Consider the following 25,863-nt stretch of genomic DNA (forward strand, 5'->3'; position numbering starts at 1 on the left):
CGACGACCCGGACGACGAGGCGACCGACGGCGCCCGAACCACGCTCTCCCGCCATCACGACCTGCCGCCGGGTCAGCGGGTGGCGGTGCCGGCGGGTTCACGGCGGATGCGCTCCCGGCCCAGGATCCACAACGCCTCGATCCCGTCCCGCCAGGTGATCTTCTTGCCGTCCTCCCGGCCCCGCGCCCGGTAACTGATCGGCACCTCGTAGGGCCGGATCCGCCGCCGCAACAGCTTCCCGGTCACCTCCGCCTCCATCCCGAATCCGCGGGAGCGGATCTCCAACGACCGGTAGAGGGCGACCGGCATCAACTTGAAACAGGTCTCCAGGTCACCGAGGTAGGAGTTGAACAACACGTTCGCCGCCGTCGTGACGCCCCGGTTGCCCATCACGTACCAGAAGCTGTACGCACTGTGGCTGCCGAAGGTCCGGTTGCCGTACACCACGGTGGCCCGGCCGTCGAGCACCGGTGCCAGCAACTGCGGAATGTCCTGCGGGTCGTACTCCAGATCCGCATCCAGGATCACCAGGTACTCGCCCCGGGCGTGCTCCGCCGCCGTCCGGATCGCGGCGCCCTTGCCCGCGTTGCGTGGATGCGTGATCACCCGCAACCGGACGTCATCGGTGCGGCCCAGGACCTCCCCCGTGCCGTCCCGACTCCCGTCGTCGACCACCACCAGCTCGATCTCACACGGGTACTCCACCGCCAGCGCCTGCTTCACGGCGTCCGCGACGCGCGCTTCTTCGTTGTAGACCGGCATGAGGATCGACAGCTTCACGGGATTCTCCAGTGGTCAACGGGCGCGGACGCCGGGCACGCGGTGGCCTCGCCGATGACGCGCCAGTGAAGCAGATCGGAGACGGGCACTGGTGTCCCGATGGTCAAACCATTCCATAATGGCAACGCCGAGCCGGCGGCGCACATCGGGGCCCGTTCCCGCGCGTCATCCGACGTCTCGCCGGTGGCGCACCGCACCGCGCCCCGCGGCGGAAACCGGCGGCGCGGCGGACGTCAGAGGCGCCAGACCTGGAAGGTCGGACCGTCACCCGGCAGGGTGGACGCGCCGGCGGCGTCCGGCCGCAGCGCCGGCGCCCCGCCGTAGACGTTCTCGCCGGCGGGCAGGCCGACCAGCCGGACCGGCGCGCCGGCCGCGCGGCGGGCCAGCACCAGCACCGTCCCGGTCGGCGCCTCGCGCAGGAACACCAGGGTGTCGGCGTCCGCGTGCAGCCAGCGCAGCCCACCGCGGCGCAGCGCGGGCTCGGCGTGGCGCAGCGCGATCAGCGCCCGGTAGGCGGCGAACGTGCCCGCGTCCCAGCTCTCCGGCCGGTGCCACGGCATCGGGGTCCGCGATCCCTCGCCGTTGTCGCCGGTCAGCCCCAGCTCGTCACCCGCGAAGACCATCGGGGTGCCGGGCATGGTGGCGAGCAGCCCGGCGGCGACCTCGTGCCGGGCGGCGTCGCCGACCACCGTCCGGATCCGCGCCGAGTCGTGCGAGCCGAGCAGTTGCCACGAGTGGACGTACGACCGCCAGGAGATGAGCGACCGGTAGGTGTTCATGGTGGCGAGCACCGAGTGGGCGTCCCGGCGCAGCACCCCGCCGGGGGTGCCGAGGAAGTTCGGCACCGGCTGGTCGCCGTGCCGCAGCCAGGACCAGACCGGGTCGGTGAAGCCGACGTAGTTCATGGTGCCGTGCCAGCCGTCCCGGTCCAGGTCGCCGGTGTGGTCGTGGCCGTGCTCGGCCATCAGCAGCCCGTCGGCGCGGGTCTGCGCGACCACCCGGCGCAGCAGCGCCGCCACCTCGTGGGTGTACGCGTCCGCGCCCCGCCGGCCGGTCATGTTGGCCACGTCCACCCGCCAGCCGTCCAACCCGTACGGCGGGCTCAGCCAGCGGCGCAGCAGCGCGTCGTCGGCGGTGGCGAAGCGCCGGCGCAGCTCGGCGCTGCCCCAGTTCAGCTTCGGCAGCGACTTGACCCCGTTCCAGGACTCGTAGTCGCCGGTCACCTCGTCGAAGTAGTACAGCTCGCGCTCGGCCGCGTGCACGTCCGAGGCGGCGGCGGTGAACCACTGGTGGGCGTCGCCGGTGTGGTTGCTGGTGATGTCGCCGAGCAGCCGCCAGCCCCGGGCCCGTACCGCGTCGGCGAGCCGGGCCAGCGCGGCGTCCCCGCCGAGCAGCGGGTCGACGGTGTCGAAGCTGGCCGCGTCGTAGCGGTGGTTGGAGCGGGCCGGGAAGATCGGGGTCAGGTAGACGGTGTTGACGCCGAGCCGGGCCAGGTGGTCCAGCCGCTCGGTGACGCCGTCCAGGTCGCCGCCGTAGAACTGGCGCGGGGTCTCCGGGCCGCGCCCGACGACCGGGGTGTCCCAGTCGCAGGGGATCGCCCAGTCGGGCAGCGGCCGGCCGTCGGCGGCGGCCGAGCGGGCGAACCGGTCCGGGAAGATCTGGTAGATCACCGCGTCCCGGGCCCAGGCGGGCGGCGGGTCGTACGAGACCAGCCGGAAGTCGCCGTTGTCCGGCACGTCGTGACCGAACAGTCCGGCCGCGTTCAGCCAGCGGTAGCCGCGCGCGCCGGTGAGCATGAACCGGTAGTTGCTGACCGGGTTGCGCACCTCGACCGCGGCCCGCCACCAGACGTCGCCGCCGGCGGTCCGGTCGATGACCGCCTCGGCGAACCGGGGTTCCCCGTCGCCGGTGGTCCGCACGTGCACCTGCCGGACGTCGGCGCCGGCCGGCACCCGGACGAAGACGTCGACGGTGTCGCCGAGCGACGGCTGCTGCTCGGGGACGTACAGCTCGGACCCGTCGTGGTGCGGCTGGGACGACATGGTGTGACCTTTCGCGTTGGTCGGCCGGGGAGAGAAAGGGGTCGCCCGCCGCGGCCGGTCTCCCGGCCGCGGCGGTCGGCCCGTGACTGCTCCGGGGTACGTCGGCACGACGCCCCTGCCGCGCAGCCCGTGGCGGGACGCCGCCGGCGCCCGTGCGGGATGGCACGAACGCCGCCCGTGCCGGTGGGAGTGGCCACCCGCCTCGCGCGCGACGGCGAGCGGCCACCCGCCGATTCACCCCTTGACGGCCCCGGCGGTCAGGCCGGAGACGATGTAGCGCTGGAGGAGTTGGAACACCAGCACGGTGGGGATCGCGGTGAGCAGGGTGCCCGCCGCGAACATCCCGAAGTTGTTGTTCCGCTCGCCGGCCACCATGCCGAACATGCCGACCGCCAGGGTCTTCGACTCGGTGTCGGTGAGGAACACGTTGGCGATCATGAACTCGTTGATCGTGCCGATGAAGGAGAGCAGCGCCGTCACCGCCAGGATCGGCGCCACCAGCGGCAGCATGATCCGGAAGAAGACCTGGGCGTGGCTGGCGCCGTCCATGGTGGCCGACTCGTCCAGTTCCCGGGGCAGCGTGTCGAAGAAGCCCTTCATCAGCCAGGTGTTCACGCCGAGCGCACCGCCCATGTAGAGCAGGAACAGCCCCCAGGGAGTGTTGAACCCGATGCCCGGCCACAGGTCGGTGACCGTGGTGAAGATCAGGAAGATCGCCACGATCGCCAGGAACTGCGGGAACATCTGGATCAGCAGCAGGGTGAGCAGCCCGATCCGGCGGCCGGCGAAGCGCATCCGGGAGAAGGCGTACGCCGCCAGCGCGGAGAGGAAGATCGACACGAAGCTGGCCGTGCCGGCGATCAGCAGGCTGTTGAGGAACCAGTGCCCGAACGCGAACTTCTCGAAGAGGTTGCCGAAGTTCTCGAACGACACCCCCTCGGTCGGCACCAGGCTGGTGGAGGAGAGCGTGCCGCGCGGGTTGAGCGCCGCGGAGAGCACGAACAGGATCGGGAAGAGGCTGAACGCCACCGCCAGCACCCCGACCAGGTGGCGCCAGCCGACCTGGCGGAGCCAGCGGCTGCGCCGCCCGCCCCGGGCGCTGCGGTTGGCGACCGGCGTGCCGCCCGTCTCGCGGGCGACCGGGACACCGCTGAGCGTGGTCACGCGTACACCTCCTCCTGCTTGCGGGTGCGCCGGAAGCTGATCGCCGAGACGACCGCGACGATCGCGAAGATGAAGATCGACACCGCCGCGGCCATGCCGAACTCCGCGCCCTGCGCGCCGAACGCCAACCGGTAGGTGTAGGTGATCAGCAGGTCGGTCGCCCCGTTGGTCGGGTTGTCGGCCGGGAACGGCCCGCCCTCGGTGGTCAGCCAGATCGCGTTGATGTTGTTGAAGTTGTACGCGAACGACGCGATCAGCAGCGGGGAGAGCGCCACCAGCAGCAGCGGCAGGGTGACCGCCCGGAACGACTGCCACGGCGACGCGCCGTCGACCGAGGTGGCCTCGGTCAGCTCGCGCGGGATGGCCTGGAGCGCGCCGGTGGCCACCAGGAACATGTACGGGTAGCCGAGCCAGAGCTGCACCAGCAGCACCGCCGCCCGGGCCGACCAGTCCTGGCCGAACCAGTCCACGCCGAGCCCGAACAGGTTGTTGATCAGGCCGAAGTCGGTGTTGAACATGTCCCGCCAGACCAGCAGCATGGCGAAGGACGGCATGGCGTACGGCAGGATCAGCAGCACCCGGTAGAGGTTGGTGCCGCGCATCCGGGGCGAGTGCAGCGCCAGCGCGATGGCCATGCCGAGCAGGAAGGTCAGCCCGGTCGAGCCGATCGCGAAGCTGAAGTTCCAGATCAGCGTGCCGAAGAATGGACCGGAGATGGCCGGCTCGGTGAGCACCCGGGCGAAGTTGTCCAGCCCGACGTTGACCTTCCAGCCCTGCGCCAGCCGGTCCCCGTCGGCGGCGACGAAGGAGCCGCTGGCCTCGTCCGCGGTCCAGGTCTTCCCGGTCTCGGTGTCCCGGACGCAGTCGCAGCCCGCGTCGTACGCCCGCACGGCCTTGCCCTCGTAGGCGCGGGTGAGACCGGTGGACCGGATCGCGCCACCGGCGGTCGGCACGACCAGGTCGGTGATCTCCTGGCTGCGGGCGCCGGCCTGGCCGAAGTTCAGCACGGTGTAGCCGTCGGCGGCGGTGACCTTGCCGCCGGGGGCGACGGTGACGTCGGCCGGGTCGAACGGGCGCAGCCCCTCGGCGTCGCCGACCGAGACGACACCGGTGGCCGGGTCGGTGACCAGGAAGACCAGCGAGCCGGTGGCGGGGTCGCCGGTGGTGGCGATGGAGAGGGCGTACTCGGTGGAGCCGGGCACCTGCTGCACCGAGGCGGTCTGGATGGCGACGATCGCCTCGTCCTTGCTGCCGCGGTGCCCGTCGCCGAAGTTCGTGAAGGCGGTGCTCGCCGTGTAGAGCACCGGGAAGACCTGGAAGGCGATCAGGAAGAGGGTGCCGGGGACCAGATACTTGGCCGGGATGTGCCGGCGGGTGAGGTAGAGGTAGAACAGCCCGGCGGTGGTGACCGCCAGCAGGGCCAGCCCGACCCACATCTCGGCCTCGACGAGCGGGAAGGCCGCCCAGATCGCGATGCCGGCCGTCAGGCCGAGCAGGATCACCTTGACGAGCAGGCCGGTCGCGGTGATCGGCGCGTGGTGCCGCGCGGTACGGGACGAGCGCGGGAGCCCGGAGCCGACGGGCTCCCGGCCCGGGACCTGCTGGGCAGGTCCCGGGCCGGACAGCGGCGAGCTCATTACTTGATCTGGCCGGAGATGGTCTTGCCGGCCGCGGTGATCGTCTTGGCCGGGTCGGCGCCGCCGATGACCGCGGCCTCCGCCTTGCCGAACGGGTCCCAGATCGCGGCCATGGCCGGGATCGCCGGCAGCACCTGGCCGTTCTTGCCGGCCTCCTGGAACTTGGCCAGGTCCGGGTCGGTGCCCTTGACCTGGTCCAGCGCGGCGGTCAGCGCCGGCGGGCGGGGCTCGGCGTTGTACAGCGCCACGGCCAGCTCCGGGGTGGTCACGTAGTTGGCCACGAACTCCTGGGCCAGCGCCTTGTTCTTGCCCTTGGACGCCACGTAGAACGCCTGGACACCGACGAACGGCTGCGCCTCCTTGCCACCGGCGAAGCCGGGGACCGGGGAGATGTCGTAGGAGATGTTGGCCTTCTTGGCGTCCGCGATGGCCCACGGGCCGGAGACCAGGAAGGCGCACTTCTTGGCGCCGAAGTTGGCGATCGAGTTCTCGCCGGTGATGGAGCGCTTCAACGCGCCCTCACCCTTCTCGCCGAGCGCGGCGATCTTCTTGAACGCCTCGATCGACTCCGGCTTGCCCACGCCCAGGTCCTTCGGGTCGTAGTCGCCGTTGGCCGTGGTGCCGAAGAGGTAACCGCCGGCCGAGGTGTACAGCGGGTAGATGTGGTAGGCGTCGCCGTTCTGGCCCGACTGCAGGCAGAGGATCTCGCTGGCCTTCTTCTCCGCCTTGAGCTTCTTGCCGGCGGCGACCAGCTCCTCGATGGTCTTGGGCGCCTCGGGGGCCAGCGCGGTGTTGCGGATCAGCGCGACGTTCTCCATCGCGTACGGCACGCCGTAGAGCTGGCCGTTGAACGTGACGGCCTTGACGGCGGTGGAGTTGAAGCCGCTCTTCTGCTCGGCGGTCAGCTGCACCGGGTCGATGGCGCCGTTCTGCACCAGGTTGCCGATCCAGTCGTGCGCGCCGACCACCACGTCCGGGCCGCTGCCCTGCTGCGAGGCGGTGACGAAGTTGGTCTGCAGGTCCTTGGAGACGGCCTGCACCTCGACGGTGACGCCGTTCTCCTGGCCGAACTTCTCGGCGAACGGCTTGAGGGCCGCGGTCCGCTTGTCGTCGGCCCAGATCACCAGCTTGCCGCCGGCGGCAGCCTTGGGGGATTCGTTGGCGGCCGGCTCGTCGCTGCCGCCGCCACAGCCGGACGCGGCGAGCGCCAGGGCGAAGGCGGCGACCACACCCGCGGTACGGATGCGCATCGGTACTCCTGTCGTCATGGCGGTCCGCCGGGGGAAGGGCGGCCCGCCAGTGGAAACCTCTGTAAGTTCTTACCAACCGGCGCTAGGGTGCCGCGCCGCTGCTCTCGCATGTTGCGGGGACGTTAGCAAGACGTTGCAGGGAATGGAAGGGCTTGCAGGAGTGTACGCAAGATCTTGCCCGTGAGCTAAAGTGCCGCCATGCGCGCTCGACTGTCCGACATCGCCCAACAGGCCGAAGTCAGCGAGGCCACGGTGTCGCGGGTGCTCAACGACCGCCCGGGAGTGGCCCCGGAGACCCGGCAGGCCGTCCTGACCGCCCTCGACGTGCTCGGCTACGAGCGCCCGGCCCGGCTGCGCAAGCGCAGCGCCGGCCTGGTGGGCCTGGTCGTCCCGGAGCTGGACAACCCGATCTTCCCCGCCTTCGCCCAGGTGATCGAGTCGACGCTGGCGCAGAGCGGGTTCACCCCGGTGCTGTGCACCCAGACCGCCGGCGGGGTCACCGAGGACGAGTACGTCGAGATGCTGCTGGACCGGCAGGTCTCCGGAATCGTCTTCGTCTCCGGCCTGCACGCCGACACCGCCGCCAACCACGACCGCTACCGGGCGCTGATCGCCCGCCCGCTGCCCGTGGTGATGATCAACGGGTACGTGCCCGGGATCGGCGCGCCCTTCGTCTCCTGTGACGACGGCGAGGCCGCCGAGCTGGCCGTGGCCCACCTGGTGGCGCTCGGGCACCGCCGGATCGGCCTGATCACCGGCCCGGACCGGTTCGTGCCGGTGCAGCGGAAGGTGGCCGGCTGGCGCAGCGCGATGAGCCGGCTGGCCGGGCTGCCCGCCGCCGAGCTGGACGAGCTTGCCGAGCTGTCGCTGTTCGGTGTGGAGGGTGGCGAGGCCGCCGCGGGACGGCTGCTCGACCGCGGCGTGACCGGCGTCGTCTGCGGCTCCGACCTGATGGCGCTCGGCGCGATCCGGGCGGCCCGGCAGCGCGGCCTGTCGGTGCCGGCGGACCTCTCGGTGGTCGGCTACGACGACTCGCCGCTGATGGCGTTCACCGACCCGCCGCTGACCACCATGCGCCAGCCGGTGACGGCGATGGCGGTGGCCGCGGTGCGGGCGCTGGTCGACGAGATCAACGGGCACGCGGCCCCGCACTCGGAGTACCTGTTCCGCCCCGAGCTGGTGGTGCGCGGCTCCACCGCGGTCGCCCCGGCGGCCGGCGGGCGGCGGGCGGCCACCGGTGGGGTGACCGGGCAGCGACCGGCGCCGCCCGCGCTCGCCGTACCGGCCTGACGGTGAACGTCGCCATTTCTTGCGCAAGAACTGCTTGACTCTTGCAACGCCGGAGCGGCATCCTGCTCAAGCACCCATCCGCCCACCGGGTGCCGCCGTCCCGCGCCACAGAACGGGGAACGCCTCGATGACCGCCAGCCACCCCATCCCGCAGACCTCCGACGCCGACTGGTGGCGCTCCGCCGTCGTCTACCAGGTCTACGTGCGCAGCTTCGCCGACAGCGACGGCGACGGCATCGGCGACCTGCGCGGGATCCGCGAGCGCCTGCCGTACCTGCGCGACCTCGGGGTGGACGCGCTCTGGCTGACCCCCTTCTACACCTCGCCGATGGTCGACGGCGGCTACGACGTGGCCGACTACCGCGACGTCGACCCGATGTTCGGCACCCTCACCGACTTCGACGCCATGATCACCGACGCGCACGCGTTCGGCCTGCGGATCATCGTCGACCTGGTGCCCAACCACACCTCCAGCGCGCACCCCTGGTTCCAGGCCGCCCTGGCCGCCGGCCCGGGCTCCGCCGAGCGGGCGCGCTACCTCTTCGCCGACGGCACGGGCGAGCAGGGCGAGCTGCCCCCGAACGACTGGGAGAGCATCTTCGGCGGCCCCGCCTGGACCCGGGTGCCGGACGGCCAGTGGTACCTGCACCTGTTCGACCCGGCCCAGCCGGACCTGAACTGGCGGCACCCGGAGGTGCGCGCCGAGTTCGAGGACATCCTGCGGTTCTGGCTGGACCGGGGCGTGGACGGGTTCCGGATCGACGTGGCCCACGGCATGATCAAGGCCGAGGGTCTGCCGGACGTCGGCTTCAGCAGCATGACCACCGGGCAGCGCCAGGTGGAGCTGCTCGGCAAGGGCCGGCTCCCCTACTTCGACCAGGACGAGGTGCACGACATCTACCGCGCCTGGCGGCCGATCCTGGACAGCTACCCCGGCGGCCGGATGGCGGTGGCGGAGGCGTGGGCCGAGACGCCGCAGCGGCTGGCCCGCTACATCGGCCCGGACGAGCTGCACCAGGCGTTCAGCTTCGACTTCCTCGACGCGACCTGGTCGGCCGACTCGTTCCGCAAGGTGATCGACACCGCGCTCGCCGAGTCCACCATCGTCGGCGCACCGACCACCTGGGTGCTCTCCAACCACGACAAGCAGCGGCACGTCACCCGCTACGGCGACGGGCCCGAGGGGCTGCGCCGGGCCCGCGCGGCCACCCTGCTGATGCTCGCCCTGCCCGGCTGCGCCTACCTCTACCAGGGCGAGGAGCTCGGCCTGCCGGAGGTGCTCGACCTCCCCGACGAGCTGCGCCAGGACCCGGCGTTCCTGCGCACCGGGGAGAGCCGGGACGGCTGCCGGGTGCCGATCCCGTGGAGCGGCGAGCTGGCCCCGTACGGCTTCGGGCCGGCGGGCAGCGAGCTGAGCTGGCTGCCGGCCCCGGCGACCTGGCAGGCCCTCTCGGTCGCCGCCCAGACCGGCGTGCCCGGCTCGACCCTGGAGCTCTACCGCACGGCGCTGCGGATCCGCCGCGGACACCCGGCGCTGTCGGCCGGCGCCGGCGGGGTGACCTGGCTGGAGACCGAGCCGGGCCTGCTGGCGTTCAGCCGCGCCGCCGGCGACACCGTGCTGACCTGTGTGGTCAACATCAGCGGTGCGCCGGCCCTGATCGACGGGTACGGCGAGCCGATCGCCGCCAGCGAGACGCTCACCGGGCAGGGCTCCGGCCACCTGCTCCCGGTCGACGCGGCCGCCTGGTTCGAACGGCGCTGAGCGGGTAACCCGTCATCGACCTGGTCGTCCGTTGTGCCCCGCGCCGACGGGCGGCTGGGCCACCGACCCCTTGTGGTGGGGGGTGAGGTGGCGCCGGCGCCTCGTGGAGTCCGCTCCGCGGGGCGCCGGCGTCCATCCCGGACGTGTCGCCGCGGGCCGCGTGGGTAGGACTCTCCCCGACAGCCCCCGGAGGTGAAACGCATGGCACACGTGGCCCAGTACACCCTCGACGTGACGGACCTCGATCTGATGGCGGCGTTCTGGTCGGCGGCGCTCGGCTACACGGTCGAGCGGGGCGGCGACGGCAGCGCGAAGCTGTACCCGCCGCCGGACGCGGTCGGCGCCCCCACGGTCTGGTTGCAGGGTTCCGGCACCCCGAAGCGGGACAAGAACCGGCTGCACCTGGACCTGGTGGCCGACGGCGACCCGGCGGCCGAGGTGCACCGGCTGGTCGAGCTGGGCGCCCGGCACGCCGACGTGGGGCAGACCGGCGCGGAGGGCTTCGTCGTCCTCGCCGACCCGGAGGGCAACGAGTTCTGCGTGCTGGACGGCCCGGTGCGGCGCCCCTGACCGACGGCATCCCCGGGCCGCCTCCGCGCCCCGGGCAGGACCGGGCGCCCGCCGGCGCGCCGGTCAGGACCCGGTGCCGGTCAGCTTCGCCGCGATCCGGCGGAAGCCCTCCCGCAGCTCGGCCTCGCTGGGCGGCACGGTCGGCCCGGTGCGCAGGTCCGCCTCGGCGGCCGCCTCCAGCTCCTCGTCGATGGTGTCCTCGAAGTCGCCGTAGAGGTCGGCCTCCTCGATCTGCGCGGCCTCGTCCTCGGCGGCGATCTGCGCGGCCGCGATCTCGCCCCGGATCTGCTCGGCGGAGACCGCCGGCAGCAGCGGCTCGACCACCGCCATCAGCTGCTCCTCGGCCACCACCGCCTCGGCCAGCGCCAGCGCGTGCGGCCGCTCGTACGGGCCGCAGACCACCGGTTCCCACTCGTCGGTGTCGCCGAGCGGGCCGAAGGTGATGATCCAGGGCAGGCCGAGCATCGGCGAGTCGTCCGGCAGGTCCAACGTCACGAGTGCGCCCACCGGCTCATCATGGTCGGTCGCGCCGGACCCCTGGGCGGCAATCGCCCTATTCACGCCTCACGCACCGGAGAGGAAGCGCCAGCGGGCCGTCCACTCCTCGCGCAACCCAGCCAGGGTGGCGTCGTCCAGGCCGTAGCCGCTGACGGTGAGGCTGACCGGGGACGCTGTGTCGCTGCCCAGCGGGGCCTCGGCGATGGCGGCCAACAGCCGGCCGGCGGAGTCGACCACGATCCGTTGGTGCCGGCTGGCGTGCCACTGCTCGGCCGCACCCGCCGCGTCGAGCACCGCGAGCAGCTGCCCGCCGGTCGCCGTGCCGGTCAGGTGGAGCGTCCGGCGGCGGCCGGCCGGGCGCCGTTCCAGCAGAAAACGCAGCTGCTCGAAGAAGGTGCGCCAGCCTTCCGCGATGGCGTCCCGCTCCGCCGCTCCGTCGGCGTCCGCCGGTGCCGGCAGGACCGCCCGCAGCAGCGCCCCACCACCGTCCGGGACGACCCGCAGCTCGGAGCCGTCGGCCAGCGCCAGCCGGTCCGGTGGAAAGGGCTCGGCATGGGCGACGAAGATCTGGTGGATCTCGTCGGCCAGGCCGTCGTACTCCCAGCCGAACCACTCCCGGATCTCGTCCGGCACGGTCAGCGCCGGCCAGATCCGATCGGGCGGCGCGGACACCGGGACCTCGACCACCGTCGCGCTCGATTCGATCATCAGTCTCCTCCTGCCGTGGTCAGCCCGGCCGGGCCGCCTCCAGCGCGGCGCGGACCAGGGCGAGCGCCGCCGCGGGCGGCACCCCCAGCCGGACGGCCTGCGCGGCGTAGTCGGCCGCCACCCGCTGCAACCGGTCCATCGCATCGTCCCGCCCGGGTGCGACAAAAGTGCCGTGCCGGCCCCGGGTCTCCAGCAGGCCGGCCGCCTCCAGCTCCCGGTAGGCCCGGGCGACCGTGTTCGCGGCCAGGTTCAAATCCGCCGCGAGCTGCCGCACCGTGGGCAGCCGGGTGCCGACCGGCAGCCGGCCGTCGCCGACCAGCTCCGCGAGCTGCCCGCGCACCTGCTCGTACGGCGGCACCGACGAGTCCTGGTCGACGGTGATCACCACCAACTCATCCCTCCCGCTCATCCGGCCCCGCCCGGGGTGCCGGGATCGGTGTCCACGTCGAGGTCGGCGGGGGGCGGGCCGCCCGCCGCGAGGTCCACCACCCGCCCGCGCGGGCTGGTCGCGGCGAGCGCCGCGCCGAAGAGCACCAGCTGGTTGAGCAGGTAGAGGTAGAGCAGCAGGCCGACCGCCCCGGCCACCACCGTGTACGCCGGGTTCCGCTCGGTGCGCACCACGTAGTAGCGCCCGACGGTGTTGAGCAGCGTGATGCCGACCGCGACCAGCAGCACCACCGGGCGCAGCCGGGCCCGGCTCATCCGCAGCCGGGGCACGGCGACCAGCAGCAGCGCGGCCAGCACCGCGTTCACCAGCACGCTCAGCACCGCGCTGATCGTGGTGAGGCCGATCGAACCGGTGCTGCGCAGCAGGAAGCGCAGCAGCGACTCCAGCGCGTCGACCGCGGCCACCGAGACGCCGAGCAGCACGAAGATGACGAGCAGCACGCCGATGTCGACCAGCCGGCGGACCACCAGGTTGCCCGGCTGCTGGTTGAAGCCGTACATCAACCGCTGCGAGGAGCGGATCGCCTCCACCCAACCGATCCCGGTGAAGGCCAGGATGACCAGGCCGACCACCCCGACCGTGCCGCTGCTCTCGGCGATCTGCACCGGGTCGAGGAACGGCAGGTTCTCCCGGAGGAAGCCGGCCGCCGCGGCGCTGACCTCGGGGTTGCCCTGAAGGATCGCACCGAAGATCCAGTACGCCACCAGCGCGAGCGCGAAGACCGCGAAGAAGCCGTAGTAGGCGATCGCCGCGGCCAGCCGCCCGCCCAGCAGGTCGCTGTAGAGCACACCGGCCCGCCAGACGTGGTCGAACACGCCGGAGCGGTGGCGCGCGGCGTTCACCCGCCGCTCGATGCCCGCCTCCAGGCGGCCGAACACGTTCACGCGCTCATCCTCGCCGATCCCCGGCCACCGTGCGGGTATCCGACCCGCCGCCGCGCCCTCGTCCGGCCACCGGCGGGGTCAGCCGCCCAACCGGAAGTCCCGGCGCGGCTGCCACCGGGCCTGCCCGCTGTGCGAGAAGAGGGTGAATGCCTCCACCTCGAACATCGCGGAGAAGTCGGCCAGGTCCTCGTACGCCTTGTCCAGCGCCTCCGGCGCGACGTCCTGCGCCACGGTGACGTGCGGGTGGTAGGGGAAGCGGGTCTCCCGGCGCAGCTCGGGGGCGGCCCTGATCGCGGCGGCCAGCAGCTCACACTCGCTGATCCCGGCGGCCACCGCGACGAAGACCACCTGGGTCACCGGCCGGAACGTGCCGGTGCCCCGCAGGTGCAGGGTGAACGGCAGGTGGGCGGCGGCGACCGCGCCGAGGTGCCGCTCCACGGCGGGCAGCGTCGCCACCGGGATCTCGGTCGGCCCGAGCAGTGTCACGTGCGCCGGGATGTCGGCGGCCTGCGGGTCGCCGGCCTCGGCCCGGCGTCGGGTCAGCATCGCCCCCCACGGCTCGGGGATGTCTACCGCGACCCCGATCTGGATGGTGTCGTCCACCCCGGGCGCCCCGTCCCTGCCGTCCACGCTCCGCGCCACCCCTCCGACCGCCGACCCGTCACCCGTACCGTCGCGCCGCGCGGCGCTACTCGCCGCGCACCGGCGGGAAGAACCCCACCCGCTCGTACGCGACGCGCAGCGTCTCGGCGGCGACCGCACGGGCCTTCTCCGCGCCGGCGGCGAGCAGCTTGTCCAGCTGGGCCGGGTCGTCGAGGTAGGCGCGGGTGCGCTCCTGGATCGGGCGGACGAACTCCCCCACCACCTCGGCCAGGTCCTTCTTCAGGTCGCCGTAGCCCTTGCCGGCGTACGCGGCCACCAGGTCGTCGATGCTCCGGCCACCGAGCGCCGAGTAGATGGTGAGCAGGTTGGCGATGCCGGGCTTGGTCTCGGTGTCGAACACGATCTCCCGACCGGTGTCGGTGACCGCGGAGCGGATCTTCTTGGCCGACCGGGCCGGGTCCTCCAGCAGGTCGATGATGCCGGCCGGCGAGGAACTCGACTTGGACATCTTGGCGGTCGGGTCCTGCAGGTCGGTGATCTTCGCGGTGTCCTTCACGATGTGCGGGGCCGGCACGGTGAAGGTGGGGCCGAAGAGCGAGTTGAACCGCTGGGCCAGGTCGCGGGAGAGCTCCAGGTGCTGGCGCTGGTCCTCGCCGACCGGCACCGCGTGTGCCTGGTAGAGCAGGATGTCGGCGGCCTGCAGGATCGGGTAGGTGAACAGGCCGACGCTGGCCCGCTCGCCGCCCTGCCGCTGCGACTTGTCCTTGAACTGGGTCATCCGGCTGGCCTCGCCGAAGCCGGTGATGCAGCCCAGCACCCAGGCCAGCATCGGGTGCTCGGGCACCTGCGACTGCACGAAGAGCGTGCTGCGCTCCGGGTCCAGCCCGACCGCGAACAGCTGCGCGGCGGCCAGCCGGGACCGCTGCTTCAGCACCTTCGGGTCGTGCCCCGCGGTGATCGCGTGCAGGTCGACCACGCAGTAGAAGGCGTCGTGGGTGTCCTGCAACGCCACCCAGTGCCGCACCGCGCCCAGGTAGTTGCCGAGGTGGAACGAGTCGGCCGTCGGCTGGATGCCGGAGAAGACACGGGGGCGGGCGGGAACGTCGGACATGCCGGCAATTCTGTCAGCAACGCCGGGCGGGCGTCATGACGGCCCCGCGGGTCGGCCCGGGCCGGGCGCGGCGGGCGCGCCGACCTCGCGTCGCTGCTCGGGCAGGCGCGCCGTGGACACGGCGAGCCGGGCCACCCGGCGCCCCTCCAGCGCCAGCACCCGCAGCAGCCACCCGGCGGACGGCTCGCCCGGCCCGGCCGCGCCCTCCGGCTCGGCGGCCACCGGCACCTCGTCGCCGGCCACCGGCAGTCGGCCCAGCGCCGCCATCACGTACCCGCCGACCGTCTCGTACGGGCCGGTCGGCAGGTGCACCCCGGTGCGCTCGGCGAAGTCGGCCAGGTTGAGCCGGCCGTCCACCACCGCGGGCAGGCCGGCACGGACCGGCTCGGGCGGGCCGTCGTACTCACCGTGGATCTCCCCGACCAGCTCCTCGATCAGGTCCTCGCAGGTGACGATGCCGGCGGTGCCGCCGTACTCGTCGACCACCACCGCCAGGTGGTGCCCCTCCCGACGCATCTCGGTCAGCGCGGCGAGCACCCGCTTGCTGCCGGGCAGCCGCTTCACCTCGCGGGTCAGCTCGCCGACCGTGGTGCACGGGTCGACCTCCGGGCGTAGCAGCACGTCGCGCAGGTGCACGAAGCCGACCACGTCGTCGTGGGTGCCGTCCACCACCGGGTAGCGGGTGTGCGGCTCGGCGCGGACCAACCCGGCCGCCTCGGCGATGCTCATCCGGGCGGAGAGGAAGACCACCTCGGTGCGGGGCATCATCACCTCGCGGACCAGGCTCGCCCCGGCCACCAGCACCTCGTCGATGATCCGGCGTTCCTCCGGGTCCAGCACCGTGTTGGCGGCGACCAGGTCGCGTAGGTCGGCCTCGCTGATCCGCTCCCGGCCGGCGGCCGGGCTGGCGCCGAGCAGGTCGGTCACCAGTCGGGTGGCGCCGTCCGCGGCGCGGACCACGATCCGGGCGACCGCCCGGGCGAGCGGGCCCGGTTCGCGTCGTGGCCGCTCCCGCATCCGCCGCCGGAGCCCGGGACCACCCGCTTCCCGCATGCCTTGGATGGTAGACACCGGGAACCGCCGGCACCGGCAGCCGCGCATGTTCGGCTCTGTTTAATCGTGAGAGTTTATGATGGAATGATGGCGCGTCGTGGACGCGGAGCGTCGCTCCACCGGCGGCCGTAAGGTGATCACCACATGGTCGCGGCCGCGACGACCAGGCAGGAGGAGACCGACGTGAAACTGCTCGTCACCGGCGGCGCCGGCTTCATCGGCAGCGTGGTGACCCGGATGCTGCTCGACGCCGGACACCAGGTGGTCGTCCTCGACGACCTGCGCACCGGCCACCGGGCGGCGCTCGCCCCCGACGCGACGCACGTCGAGGCGTCCATCCACGACGCGGCCCGGGTGCTCACCCCCGAGGCGGGCTTCGACGGGGTGCTGCACTTCGCCGCCCTGATCGCCGCGGGCGAGTCGATGGTCAAGCCGGAGCTCTACTGGCACACCAACACCGTCGGCACGCTGGCGCTGCTCGACGCGGTCCGGGCCGCCGGGGTGTCCCGGCTGGTCTTCTCCTCCACCGCCGCGGTCTACGGCAACCCGACCGAGCTGCCGATCCCGGAGACCGCGGTCAAGGCCCCCACCAACACGTACGGGGCCACCAAGCTCGCCGTCGACATGGCGCTCACCTCCGAGGCGATCGCCCACCACCTCGCCGCCGTCTCGCTGCGCTACTTCAACGTCGCCGGGGCGCACCTCGACGGCGACGTCGCGCTCGGCGAACGGCACGACCCGGAGACCCACCTGATCCCGATCGCGCTCGAGGTGGCCGCGGGCCGGCGGGAGAAGCTCCAGCTCTTCGGCGACGACTACCCCACCGTCGACGGCACCTGCGTGCGCGACTACATCCACGTCGCCGACCTCGCCCGCGCCCACCTGCTCGCGCTCGACGCGGCGGTGCCCGGCCAGCACCGGATCTACAACCTGGGCAACGGCAGCGGGTTCACCAACCGCCAGGTGGTCGACGTGGTCCGCGAGGTCACCGGGCACCCGGTGCCGGTGGAGGTGGCGCCGCGCCGCGAGGGCGACCCGGCCGAGCTGGTCGCCTCCGCCGCGCTGGCCCGCGCGGAACTCGGCTGGGTGCCGCGGAAGCCGACCCTGCACGACATGGTCGGCGACGCCTGGGCGTTCTACCGCACGCACGTCCTGGAGCAGCGGTGACCGACGACGTCGCGGCCCGCGCCACCGCGGGCTTCCGCTCGGCGTACGGGGCGGAGCCGGCGGGCCGCTGGGCGGCTCCCGGGCGGGCCAACCTGATCGGCGAGCACACCGACTACAACGACGGCTTCGTGCTACCGTTCGCGCTCTCCCTGCGCACCGTGGCGGCCGCCGCCGCCCAGCCCGGCGAGACCTGGACGGTCTGGTCGGAGCTGACCGGCGAGACGGTCACCTTCGGCGCCGACGAGGTCGCCGCGCCGGGCCGGGTCACCGGCTGGGCCGCGTACGTGGCCGGGGTGGTCTGGGCGCTGCGCGAGGCGGGCCACGCCGTGCCCGGCGCCCGGCTGGCGATCGCCTCCGACGTGCCGCTCGGCTCCGGGCTCTCCTCCTCGGCCGCGCTGGAGTCGGCCGTGCTGGCCGCCCTGGTCGACCTGGGTGGGCTCGACCTGCCCGCCGAGCGGCAGCCCCGGCTGGCCCAGCGGGCCGAGAACGCCTACGTCGGCGCGCCGACCGGGATCATGGACCAGTCCGCGGCCATCCGCTGCCGGGCCGGGCACGCGCTCTTCCTCGACTGCCGGGACGAGTCGGTCGAGCACATCCCGTTCGACCTGGACGCGGCCGGGCTCGCCATGCTGGTGGTCGACAGCCGGGCGCCGCACCGGCACGCCGACGGCGAGTACGCGGCCCGCCGGAAGTCCTGCGAGCGGGCCGCCGACCTGCTCGGCGTGCCGGCGCTGCGGGACGTCGACGTGGCCGGGCTCGACGACGCGCTGGCCCGGCTCGACGACGACGAGACCCGCCGCCGGGTCCGGCACGTGGTCACCGAGGACCAGCGGGTGCTGGACACCGTCACGCTGCTGCGCGCCGGCCGGATCCGGGAGATCGGCCCGCTGCTGACCGCCTCGCACGCCTCGATGCGCGACGACTTCGAGATCACCGTGCCCGAGATCGACACCGCGGTCGAGGCGGCGCTCGCGGCCGGGGCGATCGGCGCGCGGATGACCGGCGGCGGCTTCGGCGGCTGCGTCCTCGCCCTGGTCGACGCCGCGGCCGCCGAGCCGGTGGCCGCCGCCGTCACCGCCGCGTACGCCGAGCGCGGCTTCACCGCCCCCGGGCACGTCACCGTGCTGCCCGGCCCGGGCGCCACCCGCCTGGACTGACCCGTGGGCGCAGCCGCCAGCGCCGCCGACTCCGGGAGAGTCGACGTCAGGAGGCTTCGACGATCATGCCGGCGCCGACCGTCCGGTTGGTGGTCTCGTCGATGATGACGAACCCGCCCGTGGTGCGGTTGCGCCGGTACTCGTCGGCGAGCAGCGGCACGGTGGTGCGCAGCCGCACCCGGCCGATCTCGTTGAGCCGCAGCTCGCCGGCCGACTCGTCGCGGTGCAGCGAGTTGATGTCGAGCCGGTAGTGCAGCCCACGCACGATGGCCCGGGCCGACCGGGTGGTGTGCTTGATGGCGTACTTGCCGCCCACCTGGAGCGGGCGGGTCTCGTCCATCCAGCAGACCATCGCCTCGATGTCCTGGGCCACCGCCGGGGCGTTGTTCGGCCGGCAGATCATGTCGCCCCGGGAGATGTCGATCTCGTCCGCCAGGCGTACGGTCACCGACATCGGCGGGAACGCCTCCGCGACCGGCCCGTCGGCGGTCTCCACCGCGGCGATCCGGCTGGTGAAGCCGGAGGGCAGCACCATCACCTCGTCGCCCGGCTTGAGCACCCCCGAGGCCACCTGACCGGCGTAGCCCCGGTAGTCGGTGACGGTGGTCGACTGCGGACGGATCACGTACTGCACCGGGAACCGGACGTCGACCAGGTTGCGGTCGCTGGCGATGTGCACCCGCTCCAGGTGGTGCAGCAGCGACGGCCCCTCGTACCAGGGCATGTTCGCCGACCGGCTGACGATGTTGTCGCCCTTGAGCGCGGAGACCGGCACCACGGTCAGGTCCGGCACCTCGAGCTTCGCGGCGAAGGCGGTGAACTCGTCGGCGATCCGCTCGAAGACCTCCTGGGAGAAGTCGACCAGGTCCATCTTGTTGACGCAGAGCACCAGGTGCGGCACCCGCAGCAGCGAGCAGAGGAACGCGTGCCGGCGGGACTGCTCGACCAGGCCCCTGCGGGCGTCGACCAGGATCAGCGCCAGGTCCGCGGTGGACGCCCCGGTGACCATGTTCCGGGTGTACTGGATGTGCCCGGGGGTGTCGGCGATGATGAACTTCCGCCGCGGCGTGGCGAAGTAGCGGTACGCCACGTCGATGGTGATGCCCTGCTCCCGCTCGGCCCGCAGGCCGTCGGTGAGCAGCGCCAGGTTGGTGTACTCGTCGCCGCGCGCCGCGCTGACCGCCTCGACGGCGGCGAGCTGGTCGGTGAAGAGCGACTTCGTGTCGTAGAGCAGCCGACCGATCAGGGTCGACTTGCCGTCGTCCACGCTGCCCGCGGTGGCGAAGCGCAGCAGGTCCATGGGCCGGGCCTCGCTGGCGGCCCGGGCGTCCGTCGTGTTCGCGCCGGCCGGGGCCGCGGTCTCGGTGGTCATCAGAAGTAGCCCTCCCGCTTGCGGTCCTCCATGGCGGCCTCGCTGACCCGGTCGTCGCCCCGGGTCGCGCCGCGCTCGGTGATCCGGGTGGCGGCGACCTCCTCGATGACCTTCTCCACCGTGTCGGCGTCCGAGCGGACGGCGGCGGTGCAGGACGCGTCGCCGACCGTGCGGTAGCGCACCCGCGCCTTGAACCGCTCCTCACCGGCGCGGGGGCGGAAGAACTCGTTGACCGCGTAGAGCATCCCGTCGCGCTCGACCACCTCGCGCTCGTGCGCGTAGTAGATCGACGGCAGGGCGATCCGCTCCCGGGCGATGTAGTGCCAGACGTCCAGCTCTGTCCAGTTGGACAGCGGGAAGACCCGGATCGACTCGCCCGGGTGGTGCCGGCCGTTGTAGAGCGCCCACAGTTCGGGACGCTGGTTCTTCGGGTCCCACTGGCCGAACTCGTCGCGGAAGCTGAACACCCGCTCCTTGGCCCGGGCCTTCTCCTCGTCCCGGCGGGCGCCGCCGAAGAGCGCGTCGAAGCGGTGCTTCTCGACCGCGTCCAGCAGCACCGGGGTCTGGATCCGGTTGCGCATCCCGTCGGCCGACTCGCGCACCAACCCGCTGGCCAGCGCCTCCGGCACGCTCGCCACGACCAGGTGCAGCCCCAGCTCGGCGACCCGCCGATCCCGGTATTCGAGAACCTCGGGGAAGTTGTGGCCGGTGTCCACGTGCATCACCGGGAACGGGATGTTGGCCGGGGCGAACGCCTTCTGGGCCAGCCGCAGCATCACGATCGAGTCCTTGCCGCCGGAGAAGAGCAGCACCGGCCGCTCCATCTCGGCGACCACCTCACGCATCACGAAGACGCTCTCGGCCTCCAGCGCGTCGAGGTGCGAGACCTGGTAGGCGGGGCCGGTCATGACCCGGACCCGATTCGCTCGCTCATCCGATTTCCAGACCTTTCCGGTCGGGTACGTCAGGAAGACGCTCAGGCTACCCGGAATGTCTCTGCAGCGCCGCAAGCAACCGGGGGGCGAGATCCGCACGGCATACCAGCAGGTCCGGCAGACGCGGATCCGCCTCGTTGTATTTCAGCGCAGAACCGTCGATCCGGGAAGCGTGCAGTCCGGTGGCCGTCGCCACAGCCACCGGCGCCGCCGAGTCCCACTCGTACTGGCCGCCGGCGTGGATGTAGGCGTCCACCTCGCCGGTCACCACCGCCGCGATCTTGGCGCCGGCCGAGCCCATCGGCACCAGGTGCGCCCCGACGTCCTCGGCCAGGTCGGTGAGGAAGACCGGCGGCCGGCTCCGGCTGGCCGCCAACCGGATGGTCCGCCGGCCGCCCGCGGCCGCCGCCTCCACCGTCAGCGGCGGATACGCCGGCGGATAGTCGGTGGCCAGCACCCGGTGCTGCGCCGGCAGCCCCACCGCCCCGGCGACCAGCCCGTGCGGCGTCGGCGCGCCGCGCGCCCAGAGCGCCACGTGCACCGCCCAGTCCGACCGGCCCTCCTCGGCGAACTCCCGGGTGCCGTCCAACGGGTCGACGATCCACACCCGGTCGGCGGTCAACCGGGACACCGCCCCGGTGTTCACCTCGGCCGCCCAGGCCAACCGCGACCCCTCGTCCTCCTCGGAGAGCACCGCGTCGCCCGGCCGCCACTTCGCCAGCTCGGTGCGGATGAGGTCGTGCGAGACCTTGTCCCCGGCCGACTTCAGCGCCCCGGCGTCGGCGAACCCCGTCTCGGCCCGCAGCGCCAGCAGCGCCTGACCGGCCCGGGCCGCCAGCCACCGGGCGAACGCGCCGTCGATCATCGGAGGACTGCCCATGACTTCCGCTCCCGTCGCCTCGCCCCGCGCCGCGCCGACCTGATCGCCGTCGACGGCCCGCGCCGCCCGGCCAACGCCACGTCGAAAGGCGCAGACTACCGGCCCACGGCCCCCGACCCGGGACGCCCCGCCCGGCTCAGGAGCCGTGGTAGAGGTTCTGCGTCGGCTCCACGCCGCGGGTGATGACCGACTCCACCACGTCCGCCGCCCGGTCCACCAGGAAGTCCAGCTCCTTGCGCTCCACCGCGCCGAAATCCGACAGTACGTAGTCCGCCGGGTCCTGCCGCCCCGGCGGCCGGCCGATGCCGAACCGCACCCGGACGTACTCCTTGGTGCCCAGCGACTTCGACATCGAGCGCAGGCCGTTGTGCCCGCCCTCGCCGCCGCCGCACTTCACCCGCAGCTGCCCGTAGCCGATGTCCAGCTCGTCGTGCACCGCGACCACCTGGCCCGGCGCCACCTTGTAGAACTGCGCCAGCGCCGCCACCGGCCCGCCGGAGAGGTTCATGTAGGTCAGCGGCTTCACCAGCACCAGCTTCGGCCCGCCGAAACCGAGCCGCCCCTCGGCCACCTCCGCCACCGCCCGCTTGTGCCGGCCGAACTTCGCGCCGACCCGCCCGGCCAGCAGGTCGGCCACCATGAAGCCGACGTTGTGCCGGTTGCCGGCGTACTCCCGGCCCGGGTTACCCAGGCCGACCACCAGCCACGGCCCCGTCTCGTCCGTCACGACCCGCCCCTCCCGCTGTCCGTGTCACCCGGCCCCGATACGCCGACAGGCGCCCCCAACCGTCGGGGACGCCTGTCACAGTTTCGGACCGATCAGGCCTCGGTACGCGCCTCGGCGTTCTCCGCGCCCTCGGCGGCCGGAGCCTCCTCGGCGCCCTCGGTGACCTCGCCGACCTCGGCCTCGGCCTCCTCGGTGGCCTCCTCGACCTCGGGCATGGTGGCCTCGAGCTGCTCGGCGGTCGGCGCGGCGGTCACCGTGGCGACCGCCAGCTCCGGGTCGGCGGCGAGCTCGACGCCGGCCGGCAGCGCGACGTCGGCAGCGGTGATCTGGACACCCGCCTCCGCGCCCTCGATCGAGGCCTCCAGGTGGTCCGGCACCTTGGTGGCGTCGGCGGTCACCGACAGGGTGTCGTGGTCGTGCACGATCAGCGTGTCCCTCGCCGCCTCGCCGGTCAGCTGGACCGGGACGTCGACGGTGACCTTCTCGCCACGGCGGACCAGCAGCAGGTCGACGTGCTCGAAGGTGTCCTTGATCGCGTCACGCTGGATCGCCTTCGGCAGCGCCAGCGCCTGGGTGCCGTCGCTCACCTCGATCGCGAAGAGCTGGTTGGCGCCACCCTTGCGGATCGCCGCGGCGAACTCGCGGGCGGGCAGCGCGATGTGCTTGGGCTTCTCGCCGTGGCCGTACAGCACGGCGGGCACCTTGCCGGCCCGGCGGGTACGACGGGCACCACCCTTGCCGAACTCGGTGCGGGGCTCGGCGCTGATCTTTACCTCGGACACGGGGAAACTCCTGATGCTTCGCGCGGCGGCTTGTCGTCTGGCGGTGCTGGGGCGAGGGGCTCGCTGGGGCTCATGCGTCATGAACGACTGCCCGGAGCACCGCGTCGATCACGGTGCCTCCGTGCGGCGCTTGTCAGCGGCCCGCCGGGCACCCTCGCCGTGGCAACCGCACCAGTCTACCCGAGCTGAATCCGTGCTCTCCGGCAGTCCCCAGGTCCGCGCCCGGGCCGCCTCCGGCGACCGTCCGTCGCCGCCCGGCCACGGCCCCGACGGCGCTCGCGGCGGCGGGGGTCGGGCGGGCGCCCGATCCCCGCCGGTCGCTCAGCTCAGGCCACCGAAGAGGGTGGTCACCGAACCGTCGTCGAACACCTCACGGATCGCCCGCGCCAGCAGCGGCGCGATCGACAGCACGGTGAGCTTGTCGAGCTGCTTCTCCGGCGGCAGCGGCAGCGTGTTGGTCACCACGACCTCGCTGATCGGGCTGTTCTTCAGCCGCTCGGTCGCCGGGTCGGAGAGCAGGGCGTGGGTGGAGGCGACCACCACGTCCGCCGCGCCGGACTCCCTGAGGATGTCCGCCGCCCGGCAGATCGTGCCACCGGTGTCGATCATGTCGTCGACGATCAGGCAAACCCGACCCTCCACCTCGCCGACCACCCGGTTGGCCACCACCTGGTTCGGCTTCGACGGGTCCCGGGTCTTGTGGATGAAGGCCAGCGGGCAGCCACCCAGCCGGTCCGTCCACCGCTCGGCCACCCGCACCCGGCCCGAGTCCGGCGCGACCACGGTCATCGGCCGGCCGGCGTACCGGTGCTGCACGTACTCGGCGAGCACGTCCATCGCGAAGAGGTGGTCCACCGGGCCGTCGAAGAAGCCCTGGATCTGCGCGGTGTGCAGGTCGACGGTGAGGATCCGGTTCGCCCCCGCGGTCTTGAGCAGGTCGGCGATCAGCCGGGCCGAGATCGGCTCCCGGCCCCGGTGCTTCTTGTCCTGCCGGGAGTACGGGTAGAACGGCAGGACGACCGTGATCCGCTTCGCCGAACCCCGCTTCAGCGCGTCGATCATGATCAGGGTCTCCATGACCCAGGTGTTGACCCCGTGCGTGACGGACTGCACCACGAAGGCGTCCGAACCACGTACCGAGTCCTTGAACCGTACGAAGATCTCGCCGTTGGCGAAGTCGTACGCGTCGGCCGGCGTCGGCGCGACGCCGAGCACCTCGCCGATCTCCCTGGCCAGCTCCGGAAAGGCCCGTCCGGAGAAGAGCATCAGGCTCTTGCGGTTTTCGGCGACGATGCTGCCCATGGCCCGTCTGCTCCCGTTGTGGTCGGTGGTACCCGGCACGCGGTGGTGGTGGGCCGGGGACTATTCGGTTGCAGTATCTCCCCTGCCAGACGCGGGGCCCACCGCATCTGCCTCCCCGTGGATTGCCTCACCTTCACTTGCGGCCGCCGCCTCGCCCGACGCACCCTCGGCCGCCCGCTCGGCCGCCGCCGCGGAGACCGTGCCGGGCCGCTTGCGGGCCACCCAGCCCTCGATGTTGCGCTGCGGCGCCCGGGTGACCCCGAGCGCGCCGGGCGGCACGTCCTGGGCGATCGCGCTGCCCGCCGCCACGTACGCCCCGGCACCCACCTCGACCGGGGCGATCAGGCTGGTGTCGCAGCCGACGAAGGCCCCCTCGCCGACGACCGTCCGGTGCTTGTTCACCCCGTCGTAGTTCACGAAGATCGTCGCCGCGCCGATGTTGGCCTTCGCCCCGATCGTCGCGTCACCCACGTACGACAGGTGCGGCACCTTGGCGCCCTCGCCGACCTCGGAGTTCTTCACCTCGACGAACGTGCCGACCTTCGACCTCTCCGCCAGCCGGGCGGCCGGCCGCAGGTAAGCGTACGGGCCGACGCTGGCCCCGGGACCGACCTCGGCGCCCACCGCGTGGCTGCGCAGCACGGTGGCGCCCGGGCCGACCACGGTGTCGATCAGGGTGACGTCGGGCCCGACCACCGCGCCGGTGCCGACCACCGTGCCGCCACGCAGCTGGGTGTTCTGGTCCACCACGGCGTCCCGGTCCAGCGCGACGGTCACGTCGATCCAGGTGGTGTCCGGGTCCAGCAGGGTGACCCCGGTCCGCATCCACGCCTCGTTCACCCGGTCCCGGAGCAGCCGGCGCAGCCCGGCCAGCTCGACCCGGTCGTTGCAGCCCAGCGTCTCGACGTGATCGGCGGCGACGTGCACCGCCACCGGCTCGCCGGCGGAGCCCAGCAGGGCGAAGACGTCGGTGAGGTACTCCTCGCCCTGGTCGTTGTCGGTGGAGAGCTTGCCCAGCGCGTCCCGCAGCCGGACCACGTCGAACGCGTAGATCCCGGCGTTGATCTCGCGGATCGCGCGCTGCGCCGCGGTGGCGTCCCGCTCCTCGACGATCTGCTCCAACCGGCCCTCGGCGTTCCGGACGATCCGCCCCAGGCCGGTCGGGTCGGGCACCTCGGCGGCGAGCACGGTGGCCGCGGCCCGCGCGTCCTCGTGCGCCGCCACCAGCGCGGCGACCGTCTCCGGGCGGAGCAGCGGCACGTCACCGTTGATCACGACGACGGTGCCGGTGGCGTCGGGCACCGCGTCCAGCGCGATCCGGACCGCGTGGCCGGTGCCGAGCTGCTCCGCCTGGAGCACCGGGGTGGCCTCGGGCGCGATCTCGGTCAGGTGCCCGCGCACCTGGTCGGCACCGTGGCCGACGACGACCACCGTGCGCTCCGCGGCGAGCGGCGCGGCGGCGGTCAGCACGTGGCCGAGCAGCGTACGGCCGAGCAGCGGATGCAGCACCTTGGGCAGCGCCGACTTCATCCGCTTGCCCTCACCGGCGGCGAGCACGACGACGGTGCGGGTGTGGGGCTGGGACACGACGCGGCTCCAGTCGGGACGACGGACAGTCTCGCGGCCATGCTAACCAGACATCGTCCGCCGACGAGCGGAAGCTCCCGGGAGAGGACTCGAACCCCTACAATCAGGACCAAAACCTGACGTCCTGCCATTAGACGACCCGGGACGGTCTAAA

The 25,863-nt window shown here is 72.8% G+C and carries 24 protein-coding genes and 1 tRNA gene; 5 read left to right on the forward strand and 20 right to left on the reverse strand.

Annotated features, from left to right (window positions below):
* Nucleotides 1–72 precede the first annotated feature (72 nt).
* The 5 genes from AC1WTP_RS13670 to AC1WTP_RS13690 all read right to left on the reverse strand — a co-directional run bounded on the left by AC1WTP_RS13670 (nt 73) and on the right by AC1WTP_RS13690 (nt 6,873).
* Nucleotides 73–780 carry a glycosyltransferase family 2 protein gene (locus AC1WTP_RS13670; protein WP_481649606.1) on the reverse strand — a complete coding sequence of 236 codons (708 nt, stop codon included), beginning with the start codon at nt 778–780 and terminating at the stop codon, nt 73–75.
* 233 nt (nt 781–1,013) lie between these two features.
* A complete protein-coding gene (locus AC1WTP_RS13675; protein ID WP_481649607.1) occupies nt 1,014–2,822 on the reverse strand; it encodes a glycoside hydrolase family 13 protein in 1,809 nt (602 codons plus the stop codon).
* 234 nt (nt 2,823–3,056) lie between these two features.
* The gene (locus AC1WTP_RS13680) at nt 3,057–3,869 is read right to left on the reverse strand and encodes a sugar ABC transporter permease (RefSeq protein WP_481649658.1); all 813 of its coding nucleotides are present in this window, start codon (nt 3,867–3,869) and stop codon (nt 3,057–3,059) included.
* Between the two features lie 113 nt (nt 3,870–3,982).
* On the reverse strand, nt 3,983–5,623 hold the full coding sequence (locus AC1WTP_RS13685) for an ABC transporter permease subunit (RefSeq protein ID WP_481649608.1): 1,641 nt from the start codon (nt 5,621–5,623) through the stop codon (nt 3,983–3,985).
* Complete coding sequence (locus AC1WTP_RS13690) at nt 5,623–6,873, reverse strand: sugar ABC transporter substrate-binding protein (RefSeq protein WP_481649609.1); 1,251 nt, start codon at nt 6,871–6,873, stop codon at nt 5,623–5,625. Before AC1WTP_RS13690 ends, AC1WTP_RS13685 begins: the two co-directional genes overlap by 1 nt.
* Before the next feature lie 198 nt (nt 6,874–7,071).
* Here AC1WTP_RS13690 and AC1WTP_RS13695 point away from each other — a divergent pair, with 198 nt between their 5' ends.
* The 3 genes from AC1WTP_RS13695 (at nt 7,072) to AC1WTP_RS13705 (ending at nt 10,495) form a co-directional block, all read left to right on the forward strand.
* On the forward strand, nt 7,072–8,163 hold the full coding sequence (locus tag AC1WTP_RS13695; RefSeq protein WP_481649610.1) for a LacI family DNA-binding transcriptional regulator: 1,092 nt from the start codon (nt 7,072–7,074) through the stop codon (nt 8,161–8,163).
* Nucleotides 8,164–8,290: 127 nt separating this feature from the next.
* Entirely contained in the window at nt 8,291–9,925 is a 1,635-nt protein-coding gene (locus tag AC1WTP_RS13700; protein WP_481649611.1) for a glycoside hydrolase family 13 protein, read from the forward strand.
* A 201-nt stretch (nt 9,926–10,126) separates the two neighbouring features.
* Complete coding sequence (locus tag AC1WTP_RS13705) at nt 10,127–10,495, forward strand: VOC family protein (protein ID WP_481649612.1); 369 nt, start codon at nt 10,127–10,129, stop codon at nt 10,493–10,495.
* A gap of 63 nt (nt 10,496–10,558) precedes the next feature.
* On the opposite strand, the gene AC1WTP_RS13710 is transcribed toward AC1WTP_RS13705, so the two are convergent.
* The 7 genes from AC1WTP_RS13710 to AC1WTP_RS13740 all read right to left on the reverse strand — a co-directional run bounded on the left by AC1WTP_RS13710 (nt 10,559) and on the right by AC1WTP_RS13740 (nt 15,764).
* Entirely contained in the window at nt 10,559–11,002 is a 444-nt protein-coding gene (locus AC1WTP_RS13710) for a hypothetical protein (protein WP_481649613.1), read from the reverse strand.
* 57 nt (nt 11,003–11,059) lie between these two features.
* Entirely contained in the window at nt 11,060–11,701 is a 642-nt protein-coding gene (locus tag AC1WTP_RS13715) for an SRPBCC family protein (RefSeq protein WP_481649614.1), read from the reverse strand.
* Nucleotides 11,702–11,720: 19 nt separating this feature from the next.
* The gene (locus AC1WTP_RS13720; protein WP_481649615.1) at nt 11,721–12,110 is read right to left on the reverse strand and encodes a GntR family transcriptional regulator; all 390 of its coding nucleotides are present in this window, start codon (nt 12,108–12,110) and stop codon (nt 11,721–11,723) included.
* Complete coding sequence (locus tag AC1WTP_RS13725) at nt 12,107–13,033, reverse strand: YihY/virulence factor BrkB family protein (protein ID WP_481649616.1); 927 nt, start codon at nt 13,031–13,033, stop codon at nt 12,107–12,109. The genes AC1WTP_RS13720 and AC1WTP_RS13725 overlap by 4 nt, the downstream gene beginning before the upstream one ends.
* Nucleotides 13,034–13,111: 78 nt before the next feature.
* On the reverse strand, nt 13,112–13,663 hold the full coding sequence (locus AC1WTP_RS13730; protein ID WP_481649617.1) for a 2'-5' RNA ligase family protein: 552 nt from the start codon (nt 13,661–13,663) through the stop codon (nt 13,112–13,114).
* A 58-nt stretch (nt 13,664–13,721) separates the two neighbouring features.
* Nucleotides 13,722–14,747, reverse strand: coding sequence for a tryptophan--tRNA ligase (trpS, locus tag AC1WTP_RS13735; RefSeq protein WP_481649618.1), 1,026 nt, complete (start codon nt 14,745–14,747; stop codon nt 13,722–13,724).
* Between the two features lie 33 nt (nt 14,748–14,780).
* Nucleotides 14,781–15,764, reverse strand: coding sequence for a hemolysin family protein (locus AC1WTP_RS13740; RefSeq protein WP_481649659.1), 984 nt, complete (start codon nt 15,762–15,764; stop codon nt 14,781–14,783).
* 180 nt (nt 15,765–15,944) lie between these two features.
* Here AC1WTP_RS13740 and galE point away from each other — a divergent pair, with 180 nt between their 5' ends.
* The gene (gene galE, locus AC1WTP_RS13745) at nt 15,945–16,967 is read left to right on the forward strand and encodes a UDP-glucose 4-epimerase GalE (protein ID WP_481649619.1); all 1,023 of its coding nucleotides are present in this window, start codon (nt 15,945–15,947) and stop codon (nt 16,965–16,967) included.
* Nucleotides 16,964–18,124, forward strand: coding sequence for a galactokinase (gene galK / locus AC1WTP_RS13750; protein ID WP_481649620.1), 1,161 nt, complete (start codon nt 16,964–16,966; stop codon nt 18,122–18,124). Before galE ends, galK begins: the two co-directional genes overlap by 4 nt.
* Before the next feature lie 46 nt (nt 18,125–18,170).
* Here galK and cysN read toward each other — a convergent pair whose 3' ends face one another.
* The 8 genes from cysN to AC1WTP_RS13790 form a co-directional block, all read right to left on the reverse strand.
* The gene (gene cysN, locus AC1WTP_RS13755) at nt 18,171–19,496 is read right to left on the reverse strand and encodes a sulfate adenylyltransferase subunit CysN (RefSeq protein ID WP_481649621.1); all 1,326 of its coding nucleotides are present in this window, start codon (nt 19,494–19,496) and stop codon (nt 18,171–18,173) included.
* The gene (gene cysD, locus AC1WTP_RS13760; RefSeq protein ID WP_481649622.1) at nt 19,496–20,404 is read right to left on the reverse strand and encodes a sulfate adenylyltransferase subunit CysD; all 909 of its coding nucleotides are present in this window, start codon (nt 20,402–20,404) and stop codon (nt 19,496–19,498) included. Before cysD ends, cysN begins: the two co-directional genes overlap by 1 nt.
* Before the next feature lie 73 nt (nt 20,405–20,477).
* On the reverse strand, nt 20,478–21,311 hold the full coding sequence (locus tag AC1WTP_RS13765; RefSeq protein ID WP_481649623.1) for an inositol monophosphatase family protein: 834 nt from the start codon (nt 21,309–21,311) through the stop codon (nt 20,478–20,480).
* Between the two features lie 136 nt (nt 21,312–21,447).
* Nucleotides 21,448–22,038 (reverse strand): aminoacyl-tRNA hydrolase, encoded by a 591-nt coding sequence (pth, locus tag AC1WTP_RS13770; protein ID WP_481649624.1) that lies wholly within the window; start codon nt 22,036–22,038, stop codon nt 21,448–21,450.
* A gap of 92 nt (nt 22,039–22,130) precedes the next feature.
* A complete protein-coding gene (locus AC1WTP_RS13775; protein WP_481649625.1) occupies nt 22,131–22,820 on the reverse strand; it encodes a 50S ribosomal protein L25/general stress protein Ctc in 690 nt (229 codons plus the stop codon).
* Between the two features lie 321 nt (nt 22,821–23,141).
* On the reverse strand, nt 23,142–24,122 hold the full coding sequence (locus tag AC1WTP_RS13780; protein ID WP_481649626.1) for a ribose-phosphate diphosphokinase: 981 nt from the start codon (nt 24,120–24,122) through the stop codon (nt 23,142–23,144).
* A gap of 60 nt (nt 24,123–24,182) precedes the next feature.
* Nucleotides 24,183–25,709: a bifunctional UDP-N-acetylglucosamine diphosphorylase/glucosamine-1-phosphate N-acetyltransferase GlmU gene (gene glmU, locus AC1WTP_RS13785; protein ID WP_481649627.1), complete on the reverse strand. Its 1,527-nt coding sequence runs from the start codon at nt 25,707–25,709 to the stop codon at nt 24,183–24,185.
* Nucleotides 25,710–25,783: 74 nt separating this feature from the next.
* Nucleotides 25,784–25,854, reverse strand: a tRNA-Gln gene (locus AC1WTP_RS13790).
* Nucleotides 25,855–25,863: the final 9 nt, after the last annotated feature.

The organism is Micromonospora sp. R311, from assembly GCF_056780015.1.